This is a genomic window from Jutongia huaianensis (assembly GCF_014384985.1).
GTDB lineage: Bacteria > Bacillota > Clostridia > Lachnospirales > Lachnospiraceae > Jutongia > Jutongia huaianensis.
In genome coordinates this window covers 14,593-39,390 of record NZ_JACRSX010000018.1, presented here as the reverse complement: position 1 = coordinate 39,390, position 24,798 = coordinate 14,593, and the positions used below count along the sequence as shown (strand labels likewise).

General features: G+C 45.0%; 23 protein-coding genes. 1 reads left to right on the top strand and 22 read right to left on the bottom strand.

The window, feature by feature from the left end; translation table 11 throughout:
- Positions 1 to 67 precede the first annotated feature (67 nt).
- Positions 68 to 2,074 carry a recombinase family protein gene (locus H8704_RS11590; RefSeq protein ID WP_249298365.1) on the top strand — a complete coding sequence of 669 codons (2,007 nt, stop codon included), beginning with the start codon at positions 68 to 70 and terminating at the stop codon, positions 2,072 to 2,074.
- Positions 2,075 to 2,104: 30 nt separating this feature from the next.
- Here H8704_RS11590 and H8704_RS11585 read toward each other — a convergent pair whose 3' ends face one another.
- The 22 genes from H8704_RS11585 to H8704_RS11480 form a co-directional block, all read right to left on the bottom strand.
- The gene (locus tag H8704_RS11585) at positions 2,105 to 2,845 is read right to left on the bottom strand and encodes a hypothetical protein (RefSeq protein ID WP_249298364.1); all 741 of its coding nucleotides are present in this window, start codon (positions 2,843 to 2,845) and stop codon (positions 2,105 to 2,107) included.
- A 141-nt stretch (positions 2,846 to 2,986) separates the two neighbouring features.
- Positions 2,987 to 4,117, bottom strand: a complete 1,131-nt coding sequence (locus tag H8704_RS11580) for a hypothetical protein (RefSeq protein ID WP_249298363.1) — start codon at positions 4,115 to 4,117, stop codon at positions 2,987 to 2,989.
- 274 nt (positions 4,118 to 4,391) lie between these two features.
- Positions 4,392 to 5,513, bottom strand: a complete 1,122-nt coding sequence (locus H8704_RS11575; protein ID WP_249298362.1) for a protein phosphatase 2C domain-containing protein — start codon at positions 5,511 to 5,513, stop codon at positions 4,392 to 4,394.
- Positions 5,514 to 5,549: 36 nt separating this feature from the next.
- Positions 5,550 to 6,269, bottom strand: a complete 720-nt coding sequence (locus H8704_RS11570; RefSeq protein WP_022464280.1) for a vWA domain-containing protein — start codon at positions 6,267 to 6,269, stop codon at positions 5,550 to 5,552.
- A gap of 50 nt (positions 6,270 to 6,319) precedes the next feature.
- Positions 6,320 to 7,573 carry a hypothetical protein gene (locus H8704_RS11565; protein WP_249298361.1) on the bottom strand — a complete coding sequence of 418 codons (1,254 nt, stop codon included), beginning with the start codon at positions 7,571 to 7,573 and terminating at the stop codon, positions 6,320 to 6,322.
- Between the two features lie 14 nt (positions 7,574 to 7,587).
- Positions 7,588 to 8,151, bottom strand: coding sequence for a tetratricopeptide repeat protein (locus tag H8704_RS11560; RefSeq protein WP_022464278.1), 564 nt, complete (start codon positions 8,149 to 8,151; stop codon positions 7,588 to 7,590).
- 209 nt (positions 8,152 to 8,360) lie between these two features.
- Entirely contained in the window at positions 8,361 to 10,358 is a 1,998-nt protein-coding gene (locus tag H8704_RS11555; RefSeq protein ID WP_249298360.1) for a methyl-accepting chemotaxis protein, read from the bottom strand.
- Between the two features lie 101 nt (positions 10,359 to 10,459).
- Positions 10,460 to 10,651 carry a hypothetical protein gene (locus H8704_RS11550; protein ID WP_022464276.1) on the bottom strand — a complete coding sequence of 64 codons (192 nt, stop codon included), beginning with the start codon at positions 10,649 to 10,651 and terminating at the stop codon, positions 10,460 to 10,462.
- A gap of 127 nt (positions 10,652 to 10,778) precedes the next feature.
- Positions 10,779 to 12,149, bottom strand: coding sequence for a TrpB-like pyridoxal phosphate-dependent enzyme (locus H8704_RS11545; protein WP_022464275.1), 1,371 nt, complete (start codon positions 12,147 to 12,149; stop codon positions 10,779 to 10,781).
- Positions 12,150 to 12,279: 130 nt separating this feature from the next.
- Positions 12,280 to 12,870, bottom strand: a complete 591-nt coding sequence (locus H8704_RS11540; protein ID WP_249298359.1) for a nitroreductase family protein — start codon at positions 12,868 to 12,870, stop codon at positions 12,280 to 12,282.
- Positions 12,871 to 12,971: 101 nt separating this feature from the next.
- The gene (locus tag H8704_RS11535) at positions 12,972 to 13,658 is read right to left on the bottom strand and encodes an SDR family NAD(P)-dependent oxidoreductase (protein WP_249298358.1); all 687 of its coding nucleotides are present in this window, start codon (positions 13,656 to 13,658) and stop codon (positions 12,972 to 12,974) included.
- A 1-nt stretch (position 13,659) separates the two neighbouring features.
- Positions 13,660 to 14,679: an SPL family radical SAM protein gene (locus H8704_RS11530; protein ID WP_249298357.1), complete on the bottom strand. Its 1,020-nt coding sequence runs from the start codon at positions 14,677 to 14,679 to the stop codon at positions 13,660 to 13,662.
- Positions 14,651 to 15,562 (bottom strand): 5'-methylthioadenosine/S-adenosylhomocysteine nucleosidase family protein, encoded by a 912-nt coding sequence (locus H8704_RS11525; RefSeq protein WP_249298356.1) that lies wholly within the window; start codon positions 15,560 to 15,562, stop codon positions 14,651 to 14,653. The genes H8704_RS11530 and H8704_RS11525 overlap by 29 nt, the downstream gene beginning before the upstream one ends.
- A gap of 35 nt (positions 15,563 to 15,597) precedes the next feature.
- Positions 15,598 to 16,800: an ATP-binding protein gene (locus H8704_RS11520; RefSeq protein ID WP_118677611.1), complete on the bottom strand. Its 1,203-nt coding sequence runs from the start codon at positions 16,798 to 16,800 to the stop codon at positions 15,598 to 15,600.
- 141 nt (positions 16,801 to 16,941) lie between these two features.
- Positions 16,942 to 17,325 carry a hypothetical protein gene (locus tag H8704_RS11515; RefSeq protein WP_022463697.1) on the bottom strand — a complete coding sequence of 128 codons (384 nt, stop codon included), beginning with the start codon at positions 17,323 to 17,325 and terminating at the stop codon, positions 16,942 to 16,944.
- A gap of 55 nt (positions 17,326 to 17,380) precedes the next feature.
- Positions 17,381 to 19,075: a type 2 periplasmic-binding domain-containing protein gene (locus tag H8704_RS11510; RefSeq protein ID WP_243101863.1), complete on the bottom strand. Its 1,695-nt coding sequence runs from the start codon at positions 19,073 to 19,075 to the stop codon at positions 17,381 to 17,383.
- A 417-nt stretch (positions 19,076 to 19,492) separates the two neighbouring features.
- Positions 19,493 to 20,353 carry a sugar ABC transporter permease gene (locus H8704_RS11505; protein ID WP_118689418.1) on the bottom strand — a complete coding sequence of 287 codons (861 nt, stop codon included), beginning with the start codon at positions 20,351 to 20,353 and terminating at the stop codon, positions 19,493 to 19,495.
- Positions 20,353 to 21,726: a carbohydrate ABC transporter permease gene (locus tag H8704_RS11500; RefSeq protein WP_249298355.1), complete on the bottom strand. Its 1,374-nt coding sequence runs from the start codon at positions 21,724 to 21,726 to the stop codon at positions 20,353 to 20,355. The genes H8704_RS11505 and H8704_RS11500 overlap by 1 nt, the downstream gene beginning before the upstream one ends.
- 60 nt (positions 21,727 to 21,786) lie before the next feature.
- Positions 21,787 to 23,082, bottom strand: a complete 1,296-nt coding sequence (locus H8704_RS11495) for an extracellular solute-binding protein (protein WP_249298354.1) — start codon at positions 23,080 to 23,082, stop codon at positions 21,787 to 21,789.
- A gap of 188 nt (positions 23,083 to 23,270) precedes the next feature.
- A complete protein-coding gene (locus H8704_RS11490) occupies positions 23,271 to 23,486 on the bottom strand; it encodes a hypothetical protein (RefSeq protein ID WP_249298353.1) in 216 nt (71 codons plus the stop codon).
- 116 nt (positions 23,487 to 23,602) lie between these two features.
- Complete coding sequence (locus H8704_RS11485) at positions 23,603 to 24,106, bottom strand: antitoxin (RefSeq protein WP_249298352.1); 504 nt, start codon at positions 24,104 to 24,106, stop codon at positions 23,603 to 23,605.
- Entirely contained in the window at positions 24,103 to 24,774 is a 672-nt protein-coding gene (locus H8704_RS11480) for a DUF3990 domain-containing protein (RefSeq protein WP_249298351.1), read from the bottom strand. Before H8704_RS11480 ends, H8704_RS11485 begins: the two co-directional genes overlap by 4 nt.
- Positions 24,775 to 24,798 lie beyond the last annotated feature (24 nt).

Below are 24,798 nucleotides of genomic sequence, written 5' to 3'. Positions count from 1 at the left end.
AGGCCAGAAAATGCAATCGGCTTTCTTTTTTATACCCTTTTTCGGTTCCTGGAGAAAGGGGCTTTTCATGGCTTATGTCAGGAATAAGAAAAAGATCCTGAAATTCTGGTCGAAAAAGAAAGCGGCTCTGTATGTCCGCGTCTCGACCAGGTATCAGGTTGATAAAGACAGTCTTCCTTTTCAGCGTAAAAAATTAAAGGAATACTGTAAATTTTTAGGAATTGAAGATTTTGTGATTTTCGAAGACGACGGATATTCGGCGAAGAATACCGATCGGCCGCATTTTCAAGAAATGATGTCGCGTGTCAGGGACGGGGAATTCTCCCACCTGATCGTCTGGAAGGTAGATCGCGTGTCCAGAAATCTTCTGGACTTCGCGGCGATGTATCAGGAATTAAAAGACCATAAGGTCACTTTTATTTCGATGAACGAACAATTCGACACTTCGACCGCCATCGGCGAAGCTATGTTGAAAATTATTCTGATTTTCGCCGAACTTGAACGGAACATGACTTCCGAACGTGTAACCGGAATCATGCTGGATCGCGCGGAACAGGGCTTGTGGAATGGCGCGCGTATGCCGGTTGGCTATCGCTGGAACCCGGAAATCAAATTCCCGGAACCAGATCCAGAAGAAACAAAGATCGTTCAGTTTATTTTCGACGAATACGAACGGGTTCGTTCCACGACAAAAATCGCCCGGTATCTGAACCACAATCAGATCGCGTCGAAGCGTGGCGGCCAGTGGACTTCGAAGCTGATCCGTGATATTATCCGAAGCCCATTCTATATCGGGACATATAGGTATAATTTGCGTGAGTCAGGCCGCGGCCCATTGAAGCCGGAAAGCGAATGGATCGTCCGGGAAAATAACCACCCGGCCATTATCGCAAAGGAACAGTTCGACCGTTGCAACGCGATAATGGATGAAAACGGAACCAGCCGCGACACATCCGAACTTCGGGCCAGGAAGTACGTTCACACCTTTTCCGGCCGGCTGGTGTGCGGCAAGTGCGGCGCGAATATGATCGCGTCGAAGGATAGAGCCAGGGCGAACGGCTGGCGGCCGTCAATGTACCGTTGCGCCCAGCGATCGCGAATGATGGATTGTGACAACTCGAAGACCATAAATGAAAGCTATATCGGCCCGTTTATCTTTAACTATGCGGCGAACCTGGCGCGGATCCAGAAGAATTTTAAGAACATTAAAACCCTGGAACAGTTGGAAAAGGAACTATTGAAAGGGCCAGAATTCGAAAATATGAAGGTCAGCAAAGAAAGCCTTCGCCGGACGTTCGATGCCCTGGCCTTCCAGGAAGTCGGAAAAGGTGCGTATCTGCCGGACATTAACCTTTCAGACGGCGACGACGATTACACGGCGGCCGAACAACTTTCCATTCTGAAACGCGAACTTGACAAGTGTAAGACCGCGATTGACCGGTTGACGGATCTTTATCTTTACGATCCCGATTCCATGACGAAAGAAGAATTCGCAAAGAAGAAAAGGGATCTTGTGAATAAGATCGCCGGATATGAAAAACAGATCGAGGTCAGCCAGGCCACGGGCGACAAGGACGATCTGGCCGACCTGGAATTCATCAGGAAGGCGTCGGCGTTCCTGGTCGCTCAAAGGATCGTTTCGAAGAAACACGTTGATTATATCCAGATGGCCCTTGACCTGGACAATGAAATCCTGAAGGATTTTGTCGATCAGGTAATCGACCGGATCGAAATTCTGGAAGGCCGTGTCCGGTCAATCCGGTTCGTGAACGGTCTTGTCCATGAATTCACATATTCAACCCCGGCGGATCTTCCGGTCTGCCAGAAGTGCGGCGGCCGTATCGGTTCGACGTGCGGATGTCGGACAAGAACCTTCGATTTCGCCGGCAAGCCGTACCGCCGGATCAAGGTCGGGGATCCAGGCGACAAGTTCCACGGCGTCACCGGTGCTGTGTGTCCTGAATGTTCCGCCCAGGCCGGCCGCTGGCACCATTGGAAATGTGGAATTGAACGGTGTCCGATCTGCGGCGAACAGTTGATCGCTTGCGAACACGGGCCAAACGGGAAAGACTAGAAAGAAAGCCGCCTTCGGGCGGCTCTTTCTTTACATCGGATTGATAAGCGTCCGAAAATGGAAACACTGAATATTATATCCACCAGCACCGATTGTCTGGACTTTTGCTGTGCCTTTTTCGCCGATAACTATACCATCAAGATTTCCTTTCGGAGAAACTCGAAGTTTACTAGCGTCGGTTATCTTTCCGACAATTTCGTTTGTCCGTTCGATAATATCATCATACTTTCGAATTCTTTCCTGGGTAAGATCTTTCACCATTGTTTCGCGCCACGGAAGGGAACCGTGATCGAACTGTGTAACGTGCGCCCATGCCGCGCGGAAATCTCTTTTCATTTTGTCGTGTTCTTTTCTGTCTGCTTTTCTTTCTTCTGGTGTCTGATTGCTTCTGTTGTTAAAGCGCTGGCAATACTCCCGATCTTTTCGAAAATATTCTTCCCGGGCGGCCTGGTATTTTGGATATTCCAAATCGAAATATTCAATACAGTTTTGCAACCATTTGTCCAGGAAGTCGTTGATCGCTTTAACATTTCTACTTCCGGCCTTTTCTTGTTCTTTTGCAAGCTGATTTTCGTATTTTTGAAGGTTTGCCTTCGCTTCTTCAAGATCGCGAACCGTGTATCGAAGGTCATAATCACTATAACAATACGGGTTGTTTTCTTCATAGTTGGAAGCCTTAGCAATTTCAATTCTTTCTAGCTTCTTATTCAGTTTTTCGATTTTGGTTTTTGCGCCGTCAACTCTTTTTTGAATAAATTCTATACTAGCCATGTGCTTATTTCCTTTCCTTGTGTGTTCCTTTGTTATGGCTATATAATACACTATAAAGTGTAATATGTCAAGTATTTATTATACATTTTCTTTACTTTTTACACTATAAAGTGAAAAGCCGCCATTTCTGGCGGCTTCGGTTCATTCGTGTTCAAGATATTCTTTAATTCCTGGAAGTGTGCGTTCGTTGAATCTTATCATGTGGTCGAAAGCGGTGTCGATCTGGCGTTTCGTTGGTCGTCTGTCGGCTCTGTAATCAAAGAATACGCTTCCGCCCAGATCTGGGTTCCGAATGATCGCCCATCCGTCAGAATATAATTTGTCCAGGGCTTCGTCGAAATCATAAAACTTTCTTTCCCTGGCCTTTAAAATATAATGTGCTTTCGTATGATGTCCGGCGAACGAACAACTGTAATAATTGCCGGAAGGATCTATCAATCCATATTCGGAAAGGAAATCGTCCGGGGATGTGGTTCTATTCAACTGATCGGAATTCGGTTTTTCTTCTGTCTGTTCCTGGCGCTCCTGGTTAATTTCTTTCATGGCCGCGTCATACTTCATATTGCGGTGTATGATTTCTTTCGCCTTCTCGCCGGTGGCGAACCCATTATTTACAAGCGATTTCAAGTGATTTTTTAACAGCGTGAACAACTTTTCTTCGTTCTGATCTGTTACCGGGCCGCCAATTAGTTCATAGACAAGTTTCGGCCGCTCAATTAAATAAAGGCCATTATCCAGATACTTTCGTTCCTTTTCGTCCCAGAATCCAGGAAGAAGGCGGCTGGCATGATACCATAAATTTTCGGAAGAATAGGCCCACAATCTGACTTCCTGATATGGCGTCAAGTGGCGGCCGAAGGCTTCCTGAACGTCCCGTTCATCGTCGAAAACCAGATTGTCAACCGGTTTGTATTCATTTATATTTTTGTCGCAAGAATACGGATCCAGATAAGCCAGCGGCCGGCGCTGGATGTCTTCTTCGATTTTTCGGATCATTTCTTTTTTCTGATACTCTTTGAATTTATCTGCAAGCGGTCGGATCAGTTCGCCATCCTCGACAAGTTCAAGTTCATTCACGCCGACAAGAATCTTCCGGCCTTCCAGAATTTCAACGACAATTTTCTTCTTTTCTTCTTCGGATATTTCGTCCGTCATAAGACAGGAAAGAAGAAGTTCTTCGCACTTCTCATATTCGCGGTTTTCGTCCCAGAACCAGGATCGGGCCAGGTGACACACAAATTCGCCCTGAATTTTGAAGGATAATTCTTTCATTTTTCACTTTTCCTTTCTTCGGAAAAGCCTTGTATTTTCAAATAGATTGCAACGTCTTGTTTTCTTAAACAGTCGGACATCCCTTTTTATCCATGTTTTAAATCTGCTCCCCCACTTGAAATGGTCAAACACAATTTTCATGTACATTATTTATGTGTCTATATATAAGACAAACCACGAATGAAATCGGTTCATTTAAACTAATATTTTCCAATAAAATATCCCGAATGACCATGATCATCCGGGATTCCATTACTTATTCGCCGTACTTTTTTTATTTATTTCGAAATACTGATTTAAACAAACCGCCTTTTTTTCTGTTTTTACTGTTTTCTTCTTCCTTACCGCCCGGCGTCTGCGGCTGTGCCAGCGGATCCTCTCCACCAAAACCCGCAGGATACAGCAAATGCTCATAATGTTGACGAAGCTTTGCCCAATCCGGTTCATAGAAATACTCCGGCTTTGGCACCTTGATCTGTGCATTCTCATTGATCAGACATACGATTGTCTTATCATCTGTCGTGTCTTCGATATTCCACAGTGGCACACTTGCTGTCATGGTACTGCAGATCTTTTCCGCCGTCGCGGCATCATACATACTCTGATAGCCCCGGCGCATACAGTCCAGATATAACTGCCAGTCCTGTGCTGCATCCAAAAACTCTCCATTAATATAATAATGGTACAGATCAATCGGATCCTGAAGATTTTTATTACCAAGCACACAATACGGATTCATAAAGAACTCCGTTGCACTTAGATACACATTTTTTTTATGTCTGTCAGAATTTTGAATTTCCTCTCTGGTCGCCGGAAGATTTAATAACTGTGGCTGAATCACTCTTTCGAGGATTCCATCCGTAACAAGCATAACTGCTGCTACTCTTTCCGGAAAATAACCAAATTCCCACGATTGCTCCCCTGCCCGGAGAGGCATTACCGAGACCCCGTCAGATCCCTTCTGCGGAAATGTCGCCACCTTTGTCTCTCCGGACACGGTCCGGACCAGAATCCCTCCATCACCGGCATGACCATAAACCACTGTCCTGCCATCATAGAGCACCACATGAAGAGTTGTGTCATATTCATTGAGCATATCATCGCAGTCCTGCACATATTCTTCAATAGCTTTCTCTGCATACTGAAATCCTGCCTTGAGACAGACCTTTTTCTCATCAATTCCATAATCGGCCCGTATATGACGTTCTAAATATTCTACCAGCTTCTCTGTCGCAAGACCGGATGCAATATCCGAATGACGCGCACTGCCAACCCCATCTGCAGCTACGCCGACATATAATCCCGGTGCGATCTCCCCATGCATATTGGCATCCTGACATACAACCCCTGCTTTTATATGTGCTTTTCCTTTGATAGAAAATCCATAGCTTAACATGTCATACGCCCCTTCTCAAATGTCAGAAATGATCTCCTACCACTCGCTGACATCCCTCTCCTCGATATCCGCTGCCATACCTGCGCCCTCCGGCAGATTATCCAGCTCAATCCTGTCTCCTACCTGGCTCTTGGAGATTGCACTCATGCTGTCTACCAGCCAGTCAAAAATACCTGTGAACTCATGCTGCTGCAATTCGATCACGCGGTCTGTCAGCTTAAAAAGCTCTTCTTTATCATAATCATCGACACCTAAAGCCCAGAATTTGAGACGTCCATTACTTCCCTTTGACTCCTCCTCGTGAATTCTGGCGGCTGCCTCCTGCATCGCCTCCGGTGTAGACATAGAAACGCCATCCGTGATCATAAAGATCCACGGCTTAAAACAAGGAACCCCAACTCCCTGATATTCTCTGGTACGTTTCTTAACCAGATCAATGGCTACCTGTATCGCCTCTGCCATATGTGTCTGTCCACCCGGCTCCAATGTGATAGCCGGCATCTGATCGATCGGCATAAAATCACTGACAATCTCTACATGTGTCTCAAATGTAACAATCGCTACCTCGACACGTTTCCTCGCAAGCGGATCCTGACATACCTGCTGCTTGAATTTTGCGATCGCTTCATTCAGACTCTGAATCGGTGCTCCTTTCATTGAACTGGAAATATCCAGCAGAAGCACACATGCCATATGCGGTTCGCTTGGTGCTGCAATCCCCCCAAACAACTGCTCCTTCGTGATCTGTTCACTCATTTTCCTTCCTCCTGTTTCCTTTTCATTGCTACCCCTTGGTGTTACCTCTATCAGCTGTTAAAATACCATACAATAAATAAAATGATAAAAAATGCAATTACTCCATAGATGATAAATACAAAATGCGACTCCAGGAATGTCGGCTCCTTCGGGCGTACATCCATATAATTGTCTGCCATATGCTCCTTCGGATGAATCGGCTGACTGGCTGCAATTCTTCTTTTCTCTGCGGCCGCCTCTGCCTCCGCTTTTCGCTGTCTCTCCTGATGCTTTTTGATCATCTCGCAATAAGGACATTCCATTTTGTGGATAAAGTAAATATGGCCATGCGGACATTTAATATAGTCTTTATTTTGTAAGACTTCCATGATCACCTGCATCCACTCACTGGCACTGGCACGCACCGTTGGATCCTTATAGCCATCCACAAAGGTACGATAAAACAATCTCTGAAAACTCTCCGGAAGGAATGTAAAGTCCGGCGCATAAGTCGGATATGTGATTCCCTTTTTCTTGTAAAAGAATGGTGAAAATCCTTTACGGATATTGTCGGAAGGCTGTGGTATATCCAAGGATTCATCCATTTGCTCTGCCTCCTCCGGGTCGATCGCGCACGCAAAAGGATGACAGCCATTCATAAATAATGAAAATAAATTAACTGCCAGCGCAAAACGATCCGTCTCCTTACTATATGTCGGAAGTGGCATAGACGATAAGCTCTGCCCGCCATATAAACGTTTCTGCAGCTCCGGTGGTATATAATTCGCCTGTCCCACCTCACAGCGATACATCATCTGACCATTTACAATATGATACGAATCAGTGTCTACCAAAGTAACCATCAAAGCTCCCGGATCGTCCATATCCAGGTTGACACAGATATTCTGTGGATTCAGATCGCCACAAACCTGGCCAAAACTATGTACCGTATCTACCGCTGCGCAAATATTATATCCGATAAATAATCGATCCTCCAGATTGATCTCCTCAATCCCGGCACCACATACCACAGTAAAGTCCTCAGCACTATGAAGTCTCGGCATAATATAACCTGCAAAGCCGGACTCCTCATAGATCACGTCCAATGGCCATGTAACCTGCCGGCGCTGAATATCCGTTAACTGATAGCGAATCATCAGAGAGAGCTTTTCCAAACGACGCTTTGTTCTTTTTTCCTGTTTGTATATTTTTGCTACGATATCATCTGCCCCTTCTACGGCACATATCGTCCCTTCACCGCCCTTGGCGATTGGCTCCGGATCAATATTATATATTTTTCCCGATGCTCCCCGATACTTTTTCATTTAATCCTCCATGTCTACAGACAGGCTTTTTTTGCATATTCTGCTGCCTTATCTGCTGCTGCGGCTGCCTCCTGTGCCTTAACCGCCGCCATCCGTGCTGCTTCGGCCGCCTCCTGGGCGCGGCTCACAGCCATCTCCATCAAATGCTGTCTGGACTCATCAACAGGTTCATCACTGATTCCCATTGCTTCGTTGACAATCCGGTCGATCACCTGACCATCGGCTCCGACACGAACCGGCTCCCGTGGTCCTGACTCCATCTCAACATAATGCTTTTTCCGTTCCTGTACCTCTGCAAATTCTGTCTTTTCTACACCGGCCATCGCATAATACTTCTTGGCCAGCTCTATATTCTGTCCAAAGAGAATACCATTTTCGTACATATACGCTAATCCAACGTATGCACGCCTGCTTCCCTTACTCTCCGCTCTGTGATAAAGCTGATACGCTCTGTTTAAATTCTGTTCAACCCCATATGTACCATTCAGACATCTGTCCGCCATCTCACAGGTAGCCTCTACATCCTTCTGCTCAATCAGCTGCTCCAGATCCTGATTTGTTAATTTTGTATAATCCATGCCCCATCTCCATTTCTGCAAATATTATTTGCACTTTTACCACTATGCCCTTCCAAAAGACAATCATCTCTGACCCACAGGCATAACTCTCCAATACACATAAATACATAGATTAAATTTATCATATCAGGCGCAAAAAGTCAATGATTCTGCCAGTTTTCGGCAGTTTTCGCCCCAGTCGTTTTCTCCTGAAAACAGGATGGATTCCGTCACTCTGCCAGATGGAATTTTCCGATCTGACTGGAGAGCCGGCCTGTCTGCTGTGTCATTTCTTCTGCCGCCGCCGTATTCTCTTCGGAAACACTGGTATTGTTGTCTACAATACTGCCAATGGTTCCCATCGACTGAGAAATATTATTCATGTATTCTTCCTGATTTTCTATGATCTGCGCTGCTTTCGTAATCTCGTCACGGGCTTCTTCAAAGCTCTTCAGATTATCCTCAAGAATCTGAACCGTATGCTCTGTGATGTCAATTCCTTCCCGAACGGACTCGTTATTTTTCTGGATCATTCCACGGATCTCACCGCTGGCATCCGCTGTATTCTCCGACAGTTTCCGGATCTCATCTGCCACAACGGCAAATCCCTTTCCTGCCTCTCCTGCCCTTGCCGCCTCAATAGAAGCATTCAGTGCAAGAAGATTAGTCTGACTGTTGATACTGTTTATCAGCTCCAGACATTCCCCGATCTTTGCGGAGCTTTCTGAAATCTCATGCATTTTATCGCTGAGAAGGTTGATCTGATTGTGAGTAATATCACGAAGATTTTCGTTGTTGGCATTTACCGCCACAATCACTTCCCGTACACTGCCGGTCGCCTGTACCATGCCTTTCTGCAGATGAGTCATATTTTGTGCAAGATCATCTATACTGTCCGCCTGCTGTCTGGCTCCCTGCTCAACCTGACCGGACATATCGGAAACCTGCATAGAAATACCCTGAAACTGCTTTGCACTCTGCTCAATATCACGAACCAGTCCATTCAGATTGCCTGTAATCTCCTGAATTGCCTGCTGTAACCTTTCAAAATCTCCCCGATACTCAATGTCAGAAGTAACAGCCAGATTTCCTTCTGCAATATCCTCCAATATACGAACAATATCATTGATATATGTATTTAATGACGTAACCATCCGGTTTAATGAGTCCTGCAACACTTTAATCTCCAGGCAGATCTCATCCTCATCAAAAACAATATCCAGCTGTCCCTGCGCCACTGCCGGGATCTTTCTGGCAAACTCCTCCAGAGGCTGGAACCATTTACCGATAATCCTGCGGTTATACCAGATGCTGCACCAGACACAGGCTATAAACATAAATATGTAAAATATCGTAGTCTCTGCCAGAAAAGCATATACCTGCAACCAATCCTCTACCATAAAGACACGGAAATTGCCATCCTCCGTTGTCATTGCCGTAACCGTTTTGGCCTTTTTCTGATAATCAATGATCATTTTTACGGAAGCGTCCTTTTTGCACTTTGCATAAACGCTGTCGCTGACCTTTACCGAAACACCCTCTCCAAGCTGCAGCTGCTCCGACGGATGTGTCACGATCATTCCATCCTTTGATGCCAAAAATGCATAATTGCGCCCATTGTAGCTGTCCGAAAGAATCGCCGTCAACTGATCCATATAGAAGTCAATGCCAAATACACCGATCGTCTTTCCGTCAATCACAACACGCTTGCTCATAGTTATACAGTAGTTCCCCGTCTGTTCATCAAGATATGGAGCACTGACTGCAATGTCATCATTGTCAATGGCATCAGAATACCAGGATCGCTGCGTCACATCAAAATCAGCATCCGGCTTCCAGCCATTATTCATAATTACAACCGTCGGCAGTGACGGATCTGATAAATATGTACAGGAAATCTCCTCATATTTCTGCGTTATGTGATCCAGATACTGCACAGCAGCGTCATAATCCTTATAGAGATCTCCCTGCGCCTCTATATTATTAACAAACATATTTAATATGCTCTGCTGCTTTAATACCCATTTCTCAATCTCTGCCCGGTATTCCTGCGCCTCAGAATTGATTGCCGCATTACCTCTGTATACAGACATAAGGGTAACGCCGACAAATGCGATCCCAAGCACGATCACCAGAATAATACAGATATTTCGGTTGATGATCTTCGTAAATAAATCACTGTACTTCAATAATTGACCATTGTTCTTTTTCTTTTTCTTTTTTTTCATTCATTTCCCTCCTGTACTTTGCCATTACATCTATTTTACCATGACGCCCCTGCTTTTGTATATACAAAGCCACCCTATTATACAAAACTTTACTACGGTTATTAACCCGGCGGCTGATCGATCTTGCCAATCTGGTTCACTAACAGTCCTACCTCTTTTTCAAGCTGTTCACTTCGAAGCTTTTCCAGCATCTCCCGCCGTTCCTCCGGATTCATATCCTCCGATACCAGATCCGTCCGGTTGGTCAGCGCAAGACTTAAAGCAAATCCGCCGCTCGCCACATCCAACAGCATTTGATCACCCCCACTTTTATTGTGTGGGGTTTTCATCATGGTATGCTGGCAAATGTTAGAAAATGTTAGAAAAAACTCCCGCAGATACACTACTTCTCTGCGGGAGTTATAAAATAACTATTTTAAATTACATCTTTGGCAGGCTGTCAAAACCAGGCTGCAGATCTTCATCGGTAGGAATATAATCCTTCATAGTACCGTCATGGAAACTCTCATATGCATACATATCAAAGTATCCTGTACCGGTGAGACCAAATACGATCGTCTTCTCCTCGCCGGTCTCCTTGCACTTCATCGCCTCATCAATGGCTACCTTGATCGCATGACTGCTCTCCGGTGCCGGAAGAATTCCCTCTACTCTTGCAAACTGCTCTGCTGCCTTAAATACTGCTGTCTGCTCTACGGAACGTGCTTCCATCAGGCCATCATCATAAAGCTGTGAAAGTACAGAGCTCATACCATGATAACGAAGACCGCCGGCATGGTTCGGTGAAGGAATAAAGCCACTGCCCAGCGTGTACATCTTTGCCAGAGGACAAACCTTTCCGGTATCACAGAAGTCATATGCGTATTTACCTCTGGTGAGACTTGGACAGGACGCAGGCTCAACCGCGATCACCTGATATTTCTTCTCGCCGCGGAGCATCTCTCCGATAAACGGAGATACCAGACCACCAAGGTTGGAGCCGCCGCCGGCGCATCCGATGATGATGTCCGGAGTAATATCATATTTGTCAAGAGCAGCCTTCGTCTCCAGGCCGATCACCGTCTGATGGAGAAGTACCTGAGAAAGTACACTTCCCAATACATAACGATAACCCTCGGTGCTTGTTGCTGCCTCTACTGCCTCAGAAATGGCACATCCAAGGCTACCGGTGGTTCCCGGATGCTCTGCAAGGATCTTGCGTCCTACCTCTGTATCCATAGAAGGAGACGGTGTCACGCTGGCACCATATGTACGCATTACCTCACGACGGAATGGTTTCTGCTCGTAGGAGCATTTTACCATATATACCTTACAATCCAGATCAAAATATGAGCATGCCATAGAAAGTGCTGTACCCCACTGACCTGCACCGGTCTCTGTGGTAACACCCTTTAAGCCCTGCTGCTTCGCATAATATGCCTGTGCAATGGCAGAGTTTAACTTATGGCTTCCGCTTGTATTATTTCCCTCGAATTTATAATAAATCTTTGCCGGTGTATCAAGCTTTTTCTCCAGACAGTACGCACGTACCAGTGGTGACGGACGATACATACGATAGAATCCCAGAATCTCATCCGGAATATCAAAATACGGTGTCGTATCGTCAAGCTCCTGCTTTGCAAGCTCTGTACAGAATACATGCTCTAGCTCTGCCAGTGTCATTGGCTCGTGTGTTGCCGGATTTAAAAGTGGTGCCGGTTTATTCTTCATGTCCGCACGAACATTATACCACTGCTTCGGCATTTCCTCCTCACTCAGGTAAATTTTGTAAGGGATTTCCTGACTCATCATGATGTTTTACTCCTCCTGTGTTGGTTTATATCTTTCTGTTGCGTTTTCGCCTAAATATCCTTAAATATTTTACTCCATTTCACAAACAGCGTCAACGAAAATACTACATACCGGACAGATTTTTTAGAGATTATGACCGATACTCCACCACGTCATCCCAAGCCTTCCGCGGCCGCGGTGCCGGAGCCTCATCCCCGTACCCCAGTGCCACAACACCGGTGAGCTGAGCCTTCGTTCCGATCTCCTGAACCAGCTCATTATAGGCAAAGCAGGTATTGGCGATCCACAGAGAGCCGACACCCAGCTCCGTGGCACGCAACAGCATATTTTCCACTGCTACCCCGATTGAAAGAGAATCACAGCTTTCCACAATTCTCTGCTCCGCCCCGATCTCCTCATAGAATGTCCCACCATTAGTATTTAAAACTGCCACCAGCACCGGAACCGCCTTCATGATCTCCAGCGTATGAGTTGCATCCGGCAAGCCATAGGCAAATCCCGGCAGATCTGTGATACCCTTTTTCTCCCGCTCCATCCCTTTCTCCATGGCTTTCACCAGCCGCTCCTTTGCGTCTCCCTGATATACAATAAATTTCCAAGGCTGTCTGTTTTTGGCAGAAGGCGCCAGAAGTGCCGCCCGTAGAATGTCCTTGATCTTCTCCTCCTCCAATGGAATATTCTTATATTTTCGTATGCTTCTGCGATCTGTAATTGCTTTCATCCTGATCCCCCATTCTTTTCTGAACATATCAAGTTTTTCCTTTATTTTCGCACATATCCTCTGCCAGCTTCAATATCTGAAATTTTTCAGTTATTGAAGGATCATTTTCTCCTGATCCGGTGAATCTGTGGACGAAGCGTGATCTCTGTCACAACGGTTCCTTCCCTCATCTGAAGAATATTCCGCACCGTTTCTGCTATCTCCTCCGGAAGCAAATAGGAAGCTTCCTCTTCTCCCTGAGCAAAGTCCGCATTCCGGTACAGATCTGTTTTTGTCATATCCGGCTGAATCGTCACAACACGGACACCATACTTACGCACCTCATCAAAAAGACTCCGGGAAAAACTGCTGAGTCCCGCTTTCGTTGCCCCATAAGCACAGCCATGAGGATTACTGAGCTGCGCTGTCACAGAAGAAATATTGATAACTGTCCCACTGTATTTTTTCAGATCCCGCAGCAATAAATTCGTTAAAACCATCGGCACTTCCAGATTGGTCCGGACCAATTTCTGTATTTTCTGTACATTTAGTTCCTCGTGAAGTCCATAATACCCCACACCTGCATTATTCACCAATAATGACACATCATTCCGGCGGCGGATTTCCTTAATCTGCCGCTCCAGTTCCGGCGTATTCAAAAGATCGCATACAATCGGATGAAAATAAACTTCCTCCTCCGGAAACTCCCGTCCAAAGCCATACACTTCATATCCCATCTCCACCAGTACACGGCTGATCTCTCTGCCAATCCCGGAGGATGCTCCTGTCACAATCGCTGTATTTTTCACACTATTCCCTCCACCGGAAGATCTTCTCCTCCGGCATCCACTCACAAATCCTGCTCACCACATGCTGTTCCATTTCGTTCATTAGTCTGTCCGGATAATGGTACACACCCTTCTCATTTACAAACGGAAACTGTACCACCGCAGAATCCTTCTGACTCCGCCTCAGCTTTTTCATATAATCCTGCGAAATCCGGAAAGACCCCACGCTGACATCCCATACTTTCTCCATATCAATCTGTTTCCTCACCTGATCCAGCATTGCATCATACTGTGTCCGCCAATCCGGACAGTAAATGATCGGATCAAAGCATAAACGCACCGGAAATCCATGCTCCATTGCCCTTGCAGCACACCGGAGCCGTCCTTCAAGAGATGCCGTTCCGTGCTCACACTCCCGCCGGATCCGTTCCGGCGAAAGGGTAAAGGAAAAGATGGCATTCTCATCCGGCTTCAATCTGTCCCATAAATCGGTCCGGCCACATTTCGTCCGTATCTCAATACGAATCCCGGCATGGCTGCGGACAAATCCCAGCCAGCTCTCCACAAATCCGGTCAGATCCTCCAGCGCCATAAGATCCGTGTCATAGGATACACATAGATAGACCGGATGTTTCTGTAAAATTCCCTCCAATTCTGCAAAAGTATCCTCCAGATTCACAAAGATAACAATATTACCGGAGGGATACATCCCCTTGAGATAACAATATTCACAATTATAAACGCAGTTCATCACACAGGAGGTATAATAAAAATACTCATTGCCAAAGCTCTGACAAACCGGCGCTCCCTCGTAGATCAGCCTTCCCTCCTTTGCCGCAAGGATCAACGCCGGCCGTTTTTCCTGCAAAGCAACATCCTGTTTTTTGCGGCAGAACACATCCTTATAATGATGAATGGGTATCTGCACTGCATCCGGAAACCTCTCCAGAACCGCCTTTGTCCTTGGATGCGCTCTTACCGTTTCCTCTACATAGATATGGGAAAACGCTTTATTATAATAATCTCTGTTTAAGCTCTTCAAAACGCTTCTTCCCCTCTCTTCTGTCGCGGCACGGCAATTCACCGTCGGCTCTCATTTTATCTAATACATTCTGATAATCCACATCTGCCAGTGTCCAATATCTGACACACTGTACCACGGCCGCCCTCATAGTCTGAGAACAATGAAGCTCCTGACAAAGCTGTTCTGCCACAGTCATACAATGCTGTTCTTTTTTTTGCTGCTCCTCATCCGGTTCCAGTACCTGTCCCAAATCTGACACATATGATTTGATCTGTTCCAAATTATTCTCCACAGCATGCTCTAAGATCCGTGGTGTTATTTTCTCCCCTGCTCCCTCATCTGACACGGCCTTCATAAAACTCATCTGATGTGGTCCCAGCCAGAAGGAACCCGCCTGATACACCGCCGCACTTTCCATATCATGAAGAAGAACCCTGCAATCATTTATATGCTGCTTTCCCGATAAATGAAGTTTATCCCGATTATCCCCACTCATTTCCCAGACGACCGGTTCCGTTATAATCTCTGCCTCTGCAAATGAATGATGATACAACATGTCCGGATAATAAGTATGTCCCGTATTACGGTCAGTAATTTTGTGACATAAATATATTCCACTATATCCCGTCTCTGTATCATCTTTTTTCTCACTTGCCGGATTCTCTGCCGCACATGTCCCTATATTGATCAGATGATCTCTTTCGCCCGCTCCGTATCTGCCAAACACCGCCGACACCCCACATGCCGCCGCAGTCATTCCTGCGCCGGTGATCACCAGACGCAGATCGCCGTCCATATTTTCGTACACATCAAAAGGAAGCCCTGCCACCGCCTTTTTCAAAGAAAAAGCACGGATCAAAGGCTTCGCCTCCGGATATAACGCTGTAAAAATATATATCATACGCATCTCCCATCAAACTCCCCGTCAGTAATTGATTACTCCTTTGCCTCATCCTCCGCTTTCGGGGCATTTTTCCCAATGCTGTCATAATTCTCCAGAAAATGATGCTTCACACCATCCTTCTTATATGCGATCACGGTGCTGAGATTCACATTTTCCACACTCTTAAAAATATTACCCTCCACAAAAGGATTCGTTTTTTTCAGCTCCCGGATCAGCTTTTTGATCTCCAGACGTTTGGAATTGCTCTGTCCATCCTTATCACATGAAGAACAGGTATCTGTAAATTTGCAGGCACACTGGATAAAATGAAGCCCATTGGCATCACGCCATGCCTTAATATCATCCTCGCGGATCAGATAAAGAGGACGAATCAATTCCATTCCCTCAAAATTTGAGCTGTGCAGCTTCGGCATCATGGTCTGCATCTGCGCACCGTAAAGCATGCCCATCAGAATTGTCTCAATGACATCATCGTAATGATGTCCCAGTGCGATCTTATTGCAGCCCAGCTCCTTTGCCTTGCTGTAAAGATACCCCCGGCGCATTCTCGCGCAAAGATAACACGGCGATTTCTCCACATGGAAAACGGCCTCAAAAATATTTGACTCAAAAATCGTAATCGGTATATTTAGTCTCTTGGCGTTATTCTCAATAACCTTGCGGTTTTCCGGACTGTATCCCGGATCCATTACCAGAAAAACCACTTCAAACGGGAACTTATGATGACGCTTCAGCTCCTGAAAAAGCTTTGCCATCAGCATGGAATCCTTGCCTCCGGAAATACAGACTGCAATCTTATCCCCTTCCTTTACCAGCTCATAATCATTGATCGCCTTGGTAAAACGGCACCATATCTTTTTCTTGAACCGCTTGCGGATACTCTGCTCCACCTCCAGATAAAACGGCGTTTCCTCTTCCTGCTCCTTCTCATTTTCCTCATCCATCGTGCTCATGAGCCACGCCAGATAACCACCCTGCAGGCTGTATACGGTATGCCCCTTCTCCCGGAGAAATGCCGCTGCCTCCAGGCTTGTCTCTCCCTTTTTGCAATAAAGCACTGTTTTTTTGCCATCCTCCTCCGGAACCCATCCGTCAAGGATCTGCTGCTCCGGAATGTGCTCTGCTCCCGGTAAATGTCCGTAAGAATACGACATTTCATCCCGGACATCTACCAGATGATACTCATCCGGACGCCATTTTTTTAATTCCTGTATTGTGATCTCTGTATTATCCATCATCTCCGTAACCTAAGCCTTTCCTAACCATATCTCAGCACACTATACCGCAATACACACAATTTTTCAATGTTATAACCGCTGTCACAGGACAATTTTTGTCCGCCTCAACAGATGCCATATTGTTTCATGCTGCAGCTGTTACATTCCCCTTCGAATCTCATCAATCTCCTGCTGCAGCTTATCACACTTCTGCCGGTTCGCTTTCATCTGCTCCCGCAGCTCCTGCCGTTTCTTGTCTTTGAGATATCTGCAGATCAGTAATATCACAAAAATAATCAGAAGGGGTACATAATCCTGTCTTGAAACATCCACATAATATCCCAGCCAGTTTTCCACAAACTTCAATGCGATAAAGCACATCAATAAAATAATATAAGGAAGCAGCCTCCCTATGATCGATTTCTCTGCAAGTCCTGTCTGCAGCTCTGCATTAGCCCTCTTATATTGAAATATTTTCTTTTCCAATTGCAGAATTTTTTCCGTATCTTTATGATCTGTCCTGAAATCATTTCCACCTTGCATAGGATCACCATTCCTTTTCGTCTTTATTTCGTCGCTGCCGTTGTCCCAAAAAGTTTTATTTTTCCACTTCTTTCTCTACCTCGCTTCGGATCTTCTCCCCGCCCTGGCTTTTCCATTCCTTAACAAACTCATCAAAATAAGACAACGGCTTCTGGCCGGTTACGATTTCCAGGTACGCTTTCTTTTCCAATTCTTCCAGACGCCACCAGTTCCCCTTCATAGTTTCTGTTTCTCCAAAAAACAAAGATTTCACCTGTCTCGTCTTTCCCTTTCCAAGTACAGAACATGCTGTCATACGGGATGTATAGGCAGCCCAGTCCTCCCATGATTTTTGTGGTTTTTCCTCTTTTTTCTGCTCCAGATAATTGCTGCAGGAAATATAATAAGCCCCCTCCAGAAGTCCCAGATCATTCAGCTTTTTCCGTCCCTGAATCGCATCCTTCAAAGAATCATAACAACGCATCAGGGCATCCTTATAATCTACGTTGATCGCTAGCGGACGTGCTGTTGGATCAACATTATCCTGATAATAATGCTCCATTTCGCTAACATCCTCCTCACCATAACGAAGGTCATCAAAAAGTGCGCTGACAATCTTCATAACAATCTCCGGATGCTTATACCCCTTACGGACAACAACACATTTATCACTGGGATTCTGGGAAGCATAAGATGTGCTCCCGGCAGAATCCGTCTGGATCAGATATGGCTGCCACTCTGCTTCCGGATTCTTCTGCATCGCAGACATCAACGGATTATTCGGAGACCACCACGGTCCAAAGAAGGAACCGCATTTTTCAGAAACGATCAGCTCAATAATATTATTGCTTTCCCGCATAAGAAAATGATTGTCTAATGTTCCCTGCTGATACATCTTTCGCAGCTTTTGCAAAGCTGATTTTGCTTCTTTTTGAACCGATCCGTAGACAACCTTTCCATTTGCATTGTACAGCCATTGCTTTGGAAATGCGCCACAGCTTGCAAAGATAATGTCTGTCTGATATTCATAGCTGTAGCCGCAGCCTCCGGTCAGCTCATCATCACAGACAAGTCCAACGGTCTGTCCCTTTCCATTGCCTCCGGGATCCTTCTGTACGAATTCATGGACAATGTGTTCCACATCCTCCACAGTTTCCGGTGCAGATAATCCCAGCTTATCCATCCAGTCCTTTCGGAGCCAGCACAGACTTGGACCATCCTCAATACTTGTCTCCGGCAATGCCATTAGCTTCCCGTCAAATGTCACATTGTCCAGAATCTCGCTGCCGTAGCTGTTATAAATTTCCTTGATCCGGCTGCTGGTACAGTCTTTATATACCTGTGTCAGGTCTTCAATCATATCGTTATCCACCAAAAGCTGCAGCAGATCCATATCATTCACAACCATCACATCAGGCAGCTCACGGGAGGCAATCGTCATGGATACCATCTCCTGATAATTGTCATTCACCCCTGCCTCAAAGACATCTTTGTTTTGTATATTAAGTTTCTTTTTCAGATATCTTGTATATCCGTTATTCTCATAAGTATCCCCCTTCGGCAGGTTTGAATTATTCAGGCCCGTCATCTTTCCAAGGGTATATGTCACTTCCTCCGGATACCGTCCAAAGGGTGTCGTCTCTGCCGTTTTCCAGTCCTGCTTGCGATCCGTCGTATCCGTTTTCTCCACCGGCTGTTTACTGCAGCCGGTCAGGATCAGACATCCCGCCAGAGATAACGCCATCATCTTTTTTAATATATTTTTTATCACTATCTTGAAACTCCTAACTTTGCCATAAGTGCTTCCTGTAAAACCTTAGACACATTTAAATGGGAATTTTCTGCTTCCTGTACATTATACACGCTTTTTATACATCAGCCAACATATTGACCGGTATAATTTACACACTTCCTCAGACATCAAAACACGATATCACAGTCTCCCATCATCAGGAAATCTGTAATATCGTGTTCATTTATAGAGGCTGTTTATGTCATTTAGAAGTCTTTCGCAACCTTTGAGCCACTGGCTCAAAGCTGCTATGTGAAGCATAGAACCGCTTGCCTGCGTTTTACGCAGGATTAGCAGTTCTCTTCACTCAGAAAAACGCAGGATTTGCGTTTTTCAATATAAAACAGTAGTGCTTCTTGAGCAGCGTCTCTAGCTGCGCTAGAAGCACTTTTTATATTATCCTTTTACTGCTCCCGTCAGTCCGTCCGTGTAACAACGCTGCATAAACAGGAACAACACAGCAATCGGGATGGATACACAGACCGCTCCGGCAGCAAACCGGGTATACCACTGGTAAATATTTTCCTTTTCCAGCATATTCCAAAGTCCAATGGCTACCGTGTAATACTTTGCATCGGTTCCAATGATAACCTTTGCCAGTACGAAATCGATCCACGGTGCGATAAAGGATGTCAGCACAGTGTACACAATAATGGACTTTGACAGCGGGATCGTAATGAGCCGGAATACGTTCCATTTGGTTGCTCCGTCAATGTATGCCGCCTCGTCAATGCTGCGGGGGATCGTATCAAAAAATCCCTTCGCCACATAGAACTGCAGGATACCGGAGCCCCCGGCATATACAAGCACCAGAGATACCAGCTTGAGAACGCCCTGGGTCATTCCAATTCCCTTTAAGATATAATAGATTGCGATCATTGCCATAAAGCCCGGAAACATTCCAAGCACCAGTGCCACATTCAGCAAAAGCTTTCTGGACTTAAAGCGAAGTCTGGAAGTCACATAAGCGATCGATACAATAAAAAATGTAGACAAAATGCAGGAAAAGATCGCTACGATCAATGTATTTAAAAACCACTGTGGAAAGTTAAATACATCTGTGTCCGTAAAAAGGGACAAATAATTATGAATCGTTAATTTATCCGGCAGGAAGGTACTGGAATAAGAGCCCTTACCTGCACGGAAGGATGTCATGATCACCCAGAAGAGAGGAAATATCCAGACCAGTGCCAGGATGGTCAGACACGCATGTACGATAAAATTCGTTAATTTCTTTCTAATGCGGTACTTATTCATTATTGGAATCCCTCCTCATTCTTCAATGCCCCTGACTTGCGGTACGCCGCCAGAGAAAATACAGCTGATAATACAAATACTGCAATGGAGATCACCGCCGCGTAGTTGTAATCCTTAAAGTCCATGGTCAGTTTATACAGCCACGTTACCAGCAGATCCGTCTTACCGGCAGTACCATTATTGTAGCTTAACGCTGCCGGAGCGCCCTTTGTCAGCAGATAAATAACATTAAAGTTATTGATATTTCCGATAAACTGTGTGATCAGATACGGCGTCGTCACAAACAGCATATATGGAAGTGTGATCTTGAAAAACTGTACCACTGCATTGGCACCGTCCACTCTGGCTGCCTCATACAAATCCGCCGGAATATTCTGAAGAATACCCGTAACCTGAAGCATCGTATACGGAACACCAACCCATAAGTTCACCACGATGATGGTAATTCTTGCCCAGGTAACATCAGTCCAGAACGGAAGGCTCTTCTGGATTAGTCCAAGCTGCTTCAACAGAACATTGATAGAACCCTCCGGCTGCAGCATAGTCCGGATAACTAACAGTGATACAAACTGTGGAATGGCAATGGAAAGAACGAAGATAAATCTCCACATTGCCTTCCATTTTGTTTCCTTGCGGTTAATTACGATCGCAAGGATCATTCCCAGAATATAATTTAAAAATGTAGCTAAAACCGCCCAGACGATCGTCCATCCAAGCACATGCCAGAAGGCTGTGCCAAGTCCGCTGGAGCTGTCTAAAAGCTTTCCAAAGTTTGCCAGTCCTACCCAGTCAAACAGCTTTCCCGGCGGCTGATGATTTCTGTCATAGTTGGTAAATGCGATCGCTGCCATAAAAACAAGAGGCAGGATCGTAAATGCAAATATACATATGATTGGCCCTGTCAACAGGGTTTTATGCAGGTTCTGATCAAACAGTGATGCTACGTCCCCACAAAAACCCGGAAGCGGCTTCCCTGCTTCCTTCAAAACCTGTGCCTGATAAGCTGATTTCAGAGAAGATCTCCAGGCAAATACAAATGCGATGATCGCAAAGACCGCCAGAATTCCATAAAGCAGGATCAACATGGAATTGTCACCGGCAGTATACTCATACACCTGCTTCGCTTCATTAAATACTTCTCCGCCCTCATTTGTTCCCAATGTTGTCAGACCGCCAAGCAGTCCAAAACCACTGATGACCATAAAGGCAATAAACAGAATTTCTACTGCCAGATACAACAGACCCTTCACAACCTGTTTTCTGCAAATATTGCCGGTTCCCATGATAACCGCACTGAGGCGGGTGAACGTATCCCCGTGCCTCAGTGCATTGCTCACGGAAATGACCTTTGCATGCTCCACCTTATTTGCCATAGGACATTTCTCCTTTTACCTTACTGATTTATTCTGTCTTTCCGGACAGCCTTCAAATTTCTACAGTCCGTTGCTCAGAATACCCTTTACCATTTCCTTTGTCTTCTTCTCAGCGTTTGCCTCTGTAACATCACCCTGTACGATCTCTTTTCCCATCGTCTCAGCCGGTGTCCAGTAGCTGCCCATCTCTGAAAGAAGTGGCTGTACAGCCGCTGCATTTGCAATTTCGTCTGCCTGTGCCTTAATTACGGTATCCTTCATTACTGCTTCATCTGCAGCAAGTATTTTGTTGATCGGTGCGATTCCTCTTGACTCAAAACGGATCTTCTGGCACTCCTCCCCTGCAAGATAACGGGCAAGTGCTACGGCAACCTCCTGATCCTCACATTTTGGATTTACGCCAACTGCCTTACTTCCGGCGAAGGACTTCATCTGACCTTCCTGTCCGTTAATGGTTGCAGTAGGAAGCTGTGCTGCTGCAAAATTCTTTCCAAGTGCTTCCTTGATCGCCTTTGCATCCCAGGAACCGCTGCAATATGCGCCCAGCTTTCCGTCCTTAAATTTTGCAATACTGCTTCCGTCCTTCTCACAGGAGAATTTCTTATTCTTTGCAAGATTTACCATATATTTTGTTGCTGCCACGCCGGCCTCACTATCCCAGTCACAGCCTGCAGATGCATCTGTTCCGTCACCAAAGAGAGAACCGCCTGCTGCGTAGTAGAATGCTTCAATATACCAGCTGTTATCCAGCGGGAATGCAAAGTTTGTAACGCCATTGCCCAGATTCTTTGACATCATCTTGTCCAGAGATTTTACCTCATCCTCACTGAATTTACTCTTATCATAATACATAAACCATGTGTTTGATGTGTACGGAACTCCGTATACACTTCCATCATATGTAACAGAATCGATCATTGCTTTTTCGTTATTCTCGTTGATCTCATCTACGGTAGATCCACCCAGCTTAGAAAGAGCTCCTGCTTCAACCAGAACCGGGATCTGATCGTTTGCATACATATAAACATCTGCTGCCGCATCCACATCCTTCGTTACCACATCCTTTGCATCTCCCTCGGAGCATACACCATACTCAAAAGTGATATTCCACTCCGGATGCTGCTCATTAAAGGAATCACACATTGCCTTGAGGATACCGTCATTATATCCCTTTATCTTTGCCTGATCCTCCTGCGGTCCCCACACCGTCAGTTTCACATCCTTTGTCTCTGTCTTGGCACTGCCGGTATCAGAACCGGCCTTGTCTGTTGTTGATGTTGTCTTGCCACACCCGGCAAATACAGATGAAATCATTGCTGTTGTCAGCAATAACGCACATAATTTTTTCGCTCTCATAACGAATTCCTCCTCATTCTTTTTCCATGCAGCAGCTTCATTTCTGCTGTATTGATTTGATAAATTCATTATAAAAGCTGGCAGGTTTTGGGTAAATATAAGGAATTTTAGAAACATACAAGATTTTTGAGAAGAGGCGGCCAAACGGCTGCCCCGCTCAGCCACGCTATTATCATGCGCAACGATCACTACAGTTCTTCTATTTCACAAAAAAGGCCGTTTACAGACGATGATTTTTCTGTTCCTTCGGAGCATGGATATGGTCTGAAAAATATTGAAAAAATTGCCTGTTCTCCCCTTCGGATTCGCTGCAATACATCACATCTTGAAACGCTATCCATTGACTTTCCGCTTTTACCGACAATCTGATACCCTGCAACCTCAAAGGCATCCAATACATTCATGACAGATTCATCTTCCCCCTCCTTTATAACAGCAAAAACCCCAGTGATAAAACCATCACTGGGGTTATAGTACCAGACAATTCTTAAAACATATGAATGAAATTCTTAAGAGTTTTTTAAGGTTGCTTTCCGGCCACTCTCCTTCGCACCTTTCTCAAAGCAATTACTCCCTTAGATATATCGCTTATGTCAACATTTGTTCCCGGTTCCAATTCTTCAGTAATTCTTTCAATCGCCTGAAGCGGATCCATAGAATGATATGGATAATATAATTTTCTTAATTGCTCCGGCTTGATCAGTTTATAAATCTGCTTACTCGACTTATCACTGATATAGGACCAGTAGCGATATATATAGCCAATCCAGTAAAGCTCCTCTCCATCAAACTTATTCACCCCGTAAGAACTGGCTCCATACTGTTCCTCTATCTCTTTAATCGCATCAGACACATCTAATGATTCAAATGCAAATCCAACATTGTCCATTCTTTTTGCAAGTTCCGAATTCATAAATCTTCGTATAAATATTTTTGAACTGCACTCTTCGCTTTTCTTTGACATTTGAAACAACGCCGCCTGATAAGCACACATTCTCAATCCTAAAGAATCTATTTTTTTCATTGCAAAATCTCCTCGATATACCTTCCCTGATTTCTGTATTTTTTTCTTGCCAGCTTCACTTTATCCATATTCATTTGAAATCCTTTTTGTTTTGTATCCAGATACATCTCCTTTTCAGAATCCGTCAAAAAACATCTTTCCAAAAGGGTAATATTGTCTAATGCTTTTTCACTGATGAACACATATTGTTTTCCCGGATTTGTTGCAGATAAACAATGCTGACACTGTACATCAGTTATTTCTCCATCAATAAAACTGTCTATAATTTCAAACATTCTGTTATCTGCAATCGGTGCAATGATATAATCAACTCCCTTATTTGTTTTCAACAGTTTTTTGACTGTTTCCGTTTGAATATATTCCTGAAGTTTTCCTCTATAATAGGCGATCGTAAGCATCCATTCTCTATCAACGCTAAATTCTCTGCTTATTAAATTGGAAGCTGCAAATTTCAACATATACAACGATGAATTTTTATGTGTTGCAACAAACATTGCTGACTGTTCCAGGCTTTCCCCACAATAGAATCCATTGCCAAAGTCATTGATCTTTTTGCTATAATCAAGCCCGGGTGCTCCTTCTAACTTTGTTTTTGCCCCATGAAACAAAAGAACCTCCCCGTCCTTCACCATATCTTCCCTGTAAAACTGCTCCTTGATCTTATTCAAACGAATTCCTTTTTTAAACACATA

What these genes read in the sequence shown, in the direction of transcription:
- H8704_RS11495 (WP_249298354.1), bottom strand. Translation starts at nt 23,082, where the DNA reads ATGAGAGCGAAAAAATTATGTGCGTTATTGCTGACAACAGCAATGATT.
- H8704_RS11550 (WP_022464276.1), bottom strand. Translation starts at nt 10,651, where the DNA reads ATGCTGTTGGATGTGGCGAGCGGCGGATTTGCTTTAAGTCTTGCGCTG.
- H8704_RS11515 (WP_022463697.1), bottom strand. Translation starts at nt 17,325, where the DNA reads ATGCAAGGTGGAAATGATTTCAGGACAGATCATAAAGATACGGAAAAA.
- H8704_RS11485 (WP_249298352.1), bottom strand. Translation starts at nt 24,106, where the DNA reads ATGAAAAAAATAGATTCTTTAGGATTGAGAATGTGTGCTTATCAGGCG.
- H8704_RS11540 (WP_249298359.1), bottom strand. Translation starts at nt 12,870, where the DNA reads ATGAAAGCAATTACAGATCGCAGAAGCATACGAAAATATAAGAATATT.
- H8704_RS11575 (WP_249298362.1), bottom strand. Translation starts at nt 5,513, where the DNA reads ATGTTAAGCTATGGATTTTCTATCAAAGGAAAAGCACATATAAAAGCA.
- H8704_RS11580 (WP_249298363.1), bottom strand. Translation starts at nt 4,117, where the DNA reads ATGAAAGAATTATCCTTCAAAATTCAGGGCGAATTTGTGTGTCACCTG.
- H8704_RS11570 (WP_022464280.1), bottom strand. Translation starts at nt 6,269, where the DNA reads ATGAGTGAACAGATCACGAAGGAGCAGTTGTTTGGGGGGATTGCAGCA.
- H8704_RS11520 (WP_118677611.1), bottom strand. Translation starts at nt 16,800, where the DNA reads ATGGATAATACAGAGATCACAATACAGGAATTAAAAAAATGGCGTCCG.
- H8704_RS11565 (WP_249298361.1), bottom strand. Translation starts at nt 7,573, where the DNA reads ATGAAAAAGTATCGGGGAGCATCGGGAAAAATATATAATATTGATCCG.
- H8704_RS11500 (WP_249298355.1), bottom strand. Translation starts at nt 21,726, where the DNA reads ATGGCAAATAAGGTGGAGCATGCAAAGGTCATTTCCGTGAGCAATGCA.
- H8704_RS11545 (WP_022464275.1), bottom strand. Translation starts at nt 12,149, where the DNA reads ATGATGAGTCAGGAAATCCCTTACAAAATTTACCTGAGTGAGGAGGAA.
- H8704_RS11560 (WP_022464278.1), bottom strand. Translation starts at nt 8,151, where the DNA reads ATGGATTATACAAAATTAACAAATCAGGATCTGGAGCAGCTGATTGAG.
- H8704_RS11555 (WP_249298360.1), bottom strand. Translation starts at nt 10,358, where the DNA reads ATGAAAAAAAAGAAAAAGAAAAAGAACAATGGTCAATTATTGAAGTAC.
- H8704_RS11585 (WP_249298364.1), bottom strand. Translation starts at nt 2,845, where the DNA reads ATGGCTAGTATAGAATTTATTCAAAAAAGAGTTGACGGCGCAAAAACC.
- H8704_RS11505 (WP_118689418.1), bottom strand. Translation starts at nt 20,353, where the DNA reads ATGAATAAGTACCGCATTAGAAAGAAATTAACGAATTTTATCGTACAT.
- H8704_RS11490 (WP_249298353.1), bottom strand. Translation starts at nt 23,486, where the DNA reads ATGAATGTATTGGATGCCTTTGAGGTTGCAGGGTATCAGATTGTCGGT.
- H8704_RS11525 (WP_249298356.1), bottom strand. Translation starts at nt 15,562, where the DNA reads ATGATATATATTTTTACAGCGTTATATCCGGAGGCGAAGCCTTTGATC.
- H8704_RS11590 (WP_249298365.1), top strand. Translation starts at nt 68, where the DNA reads ATGGCTTATGTCAGGAATAAGAAAAAGATCCTGAAATTCTGGTCGAAA.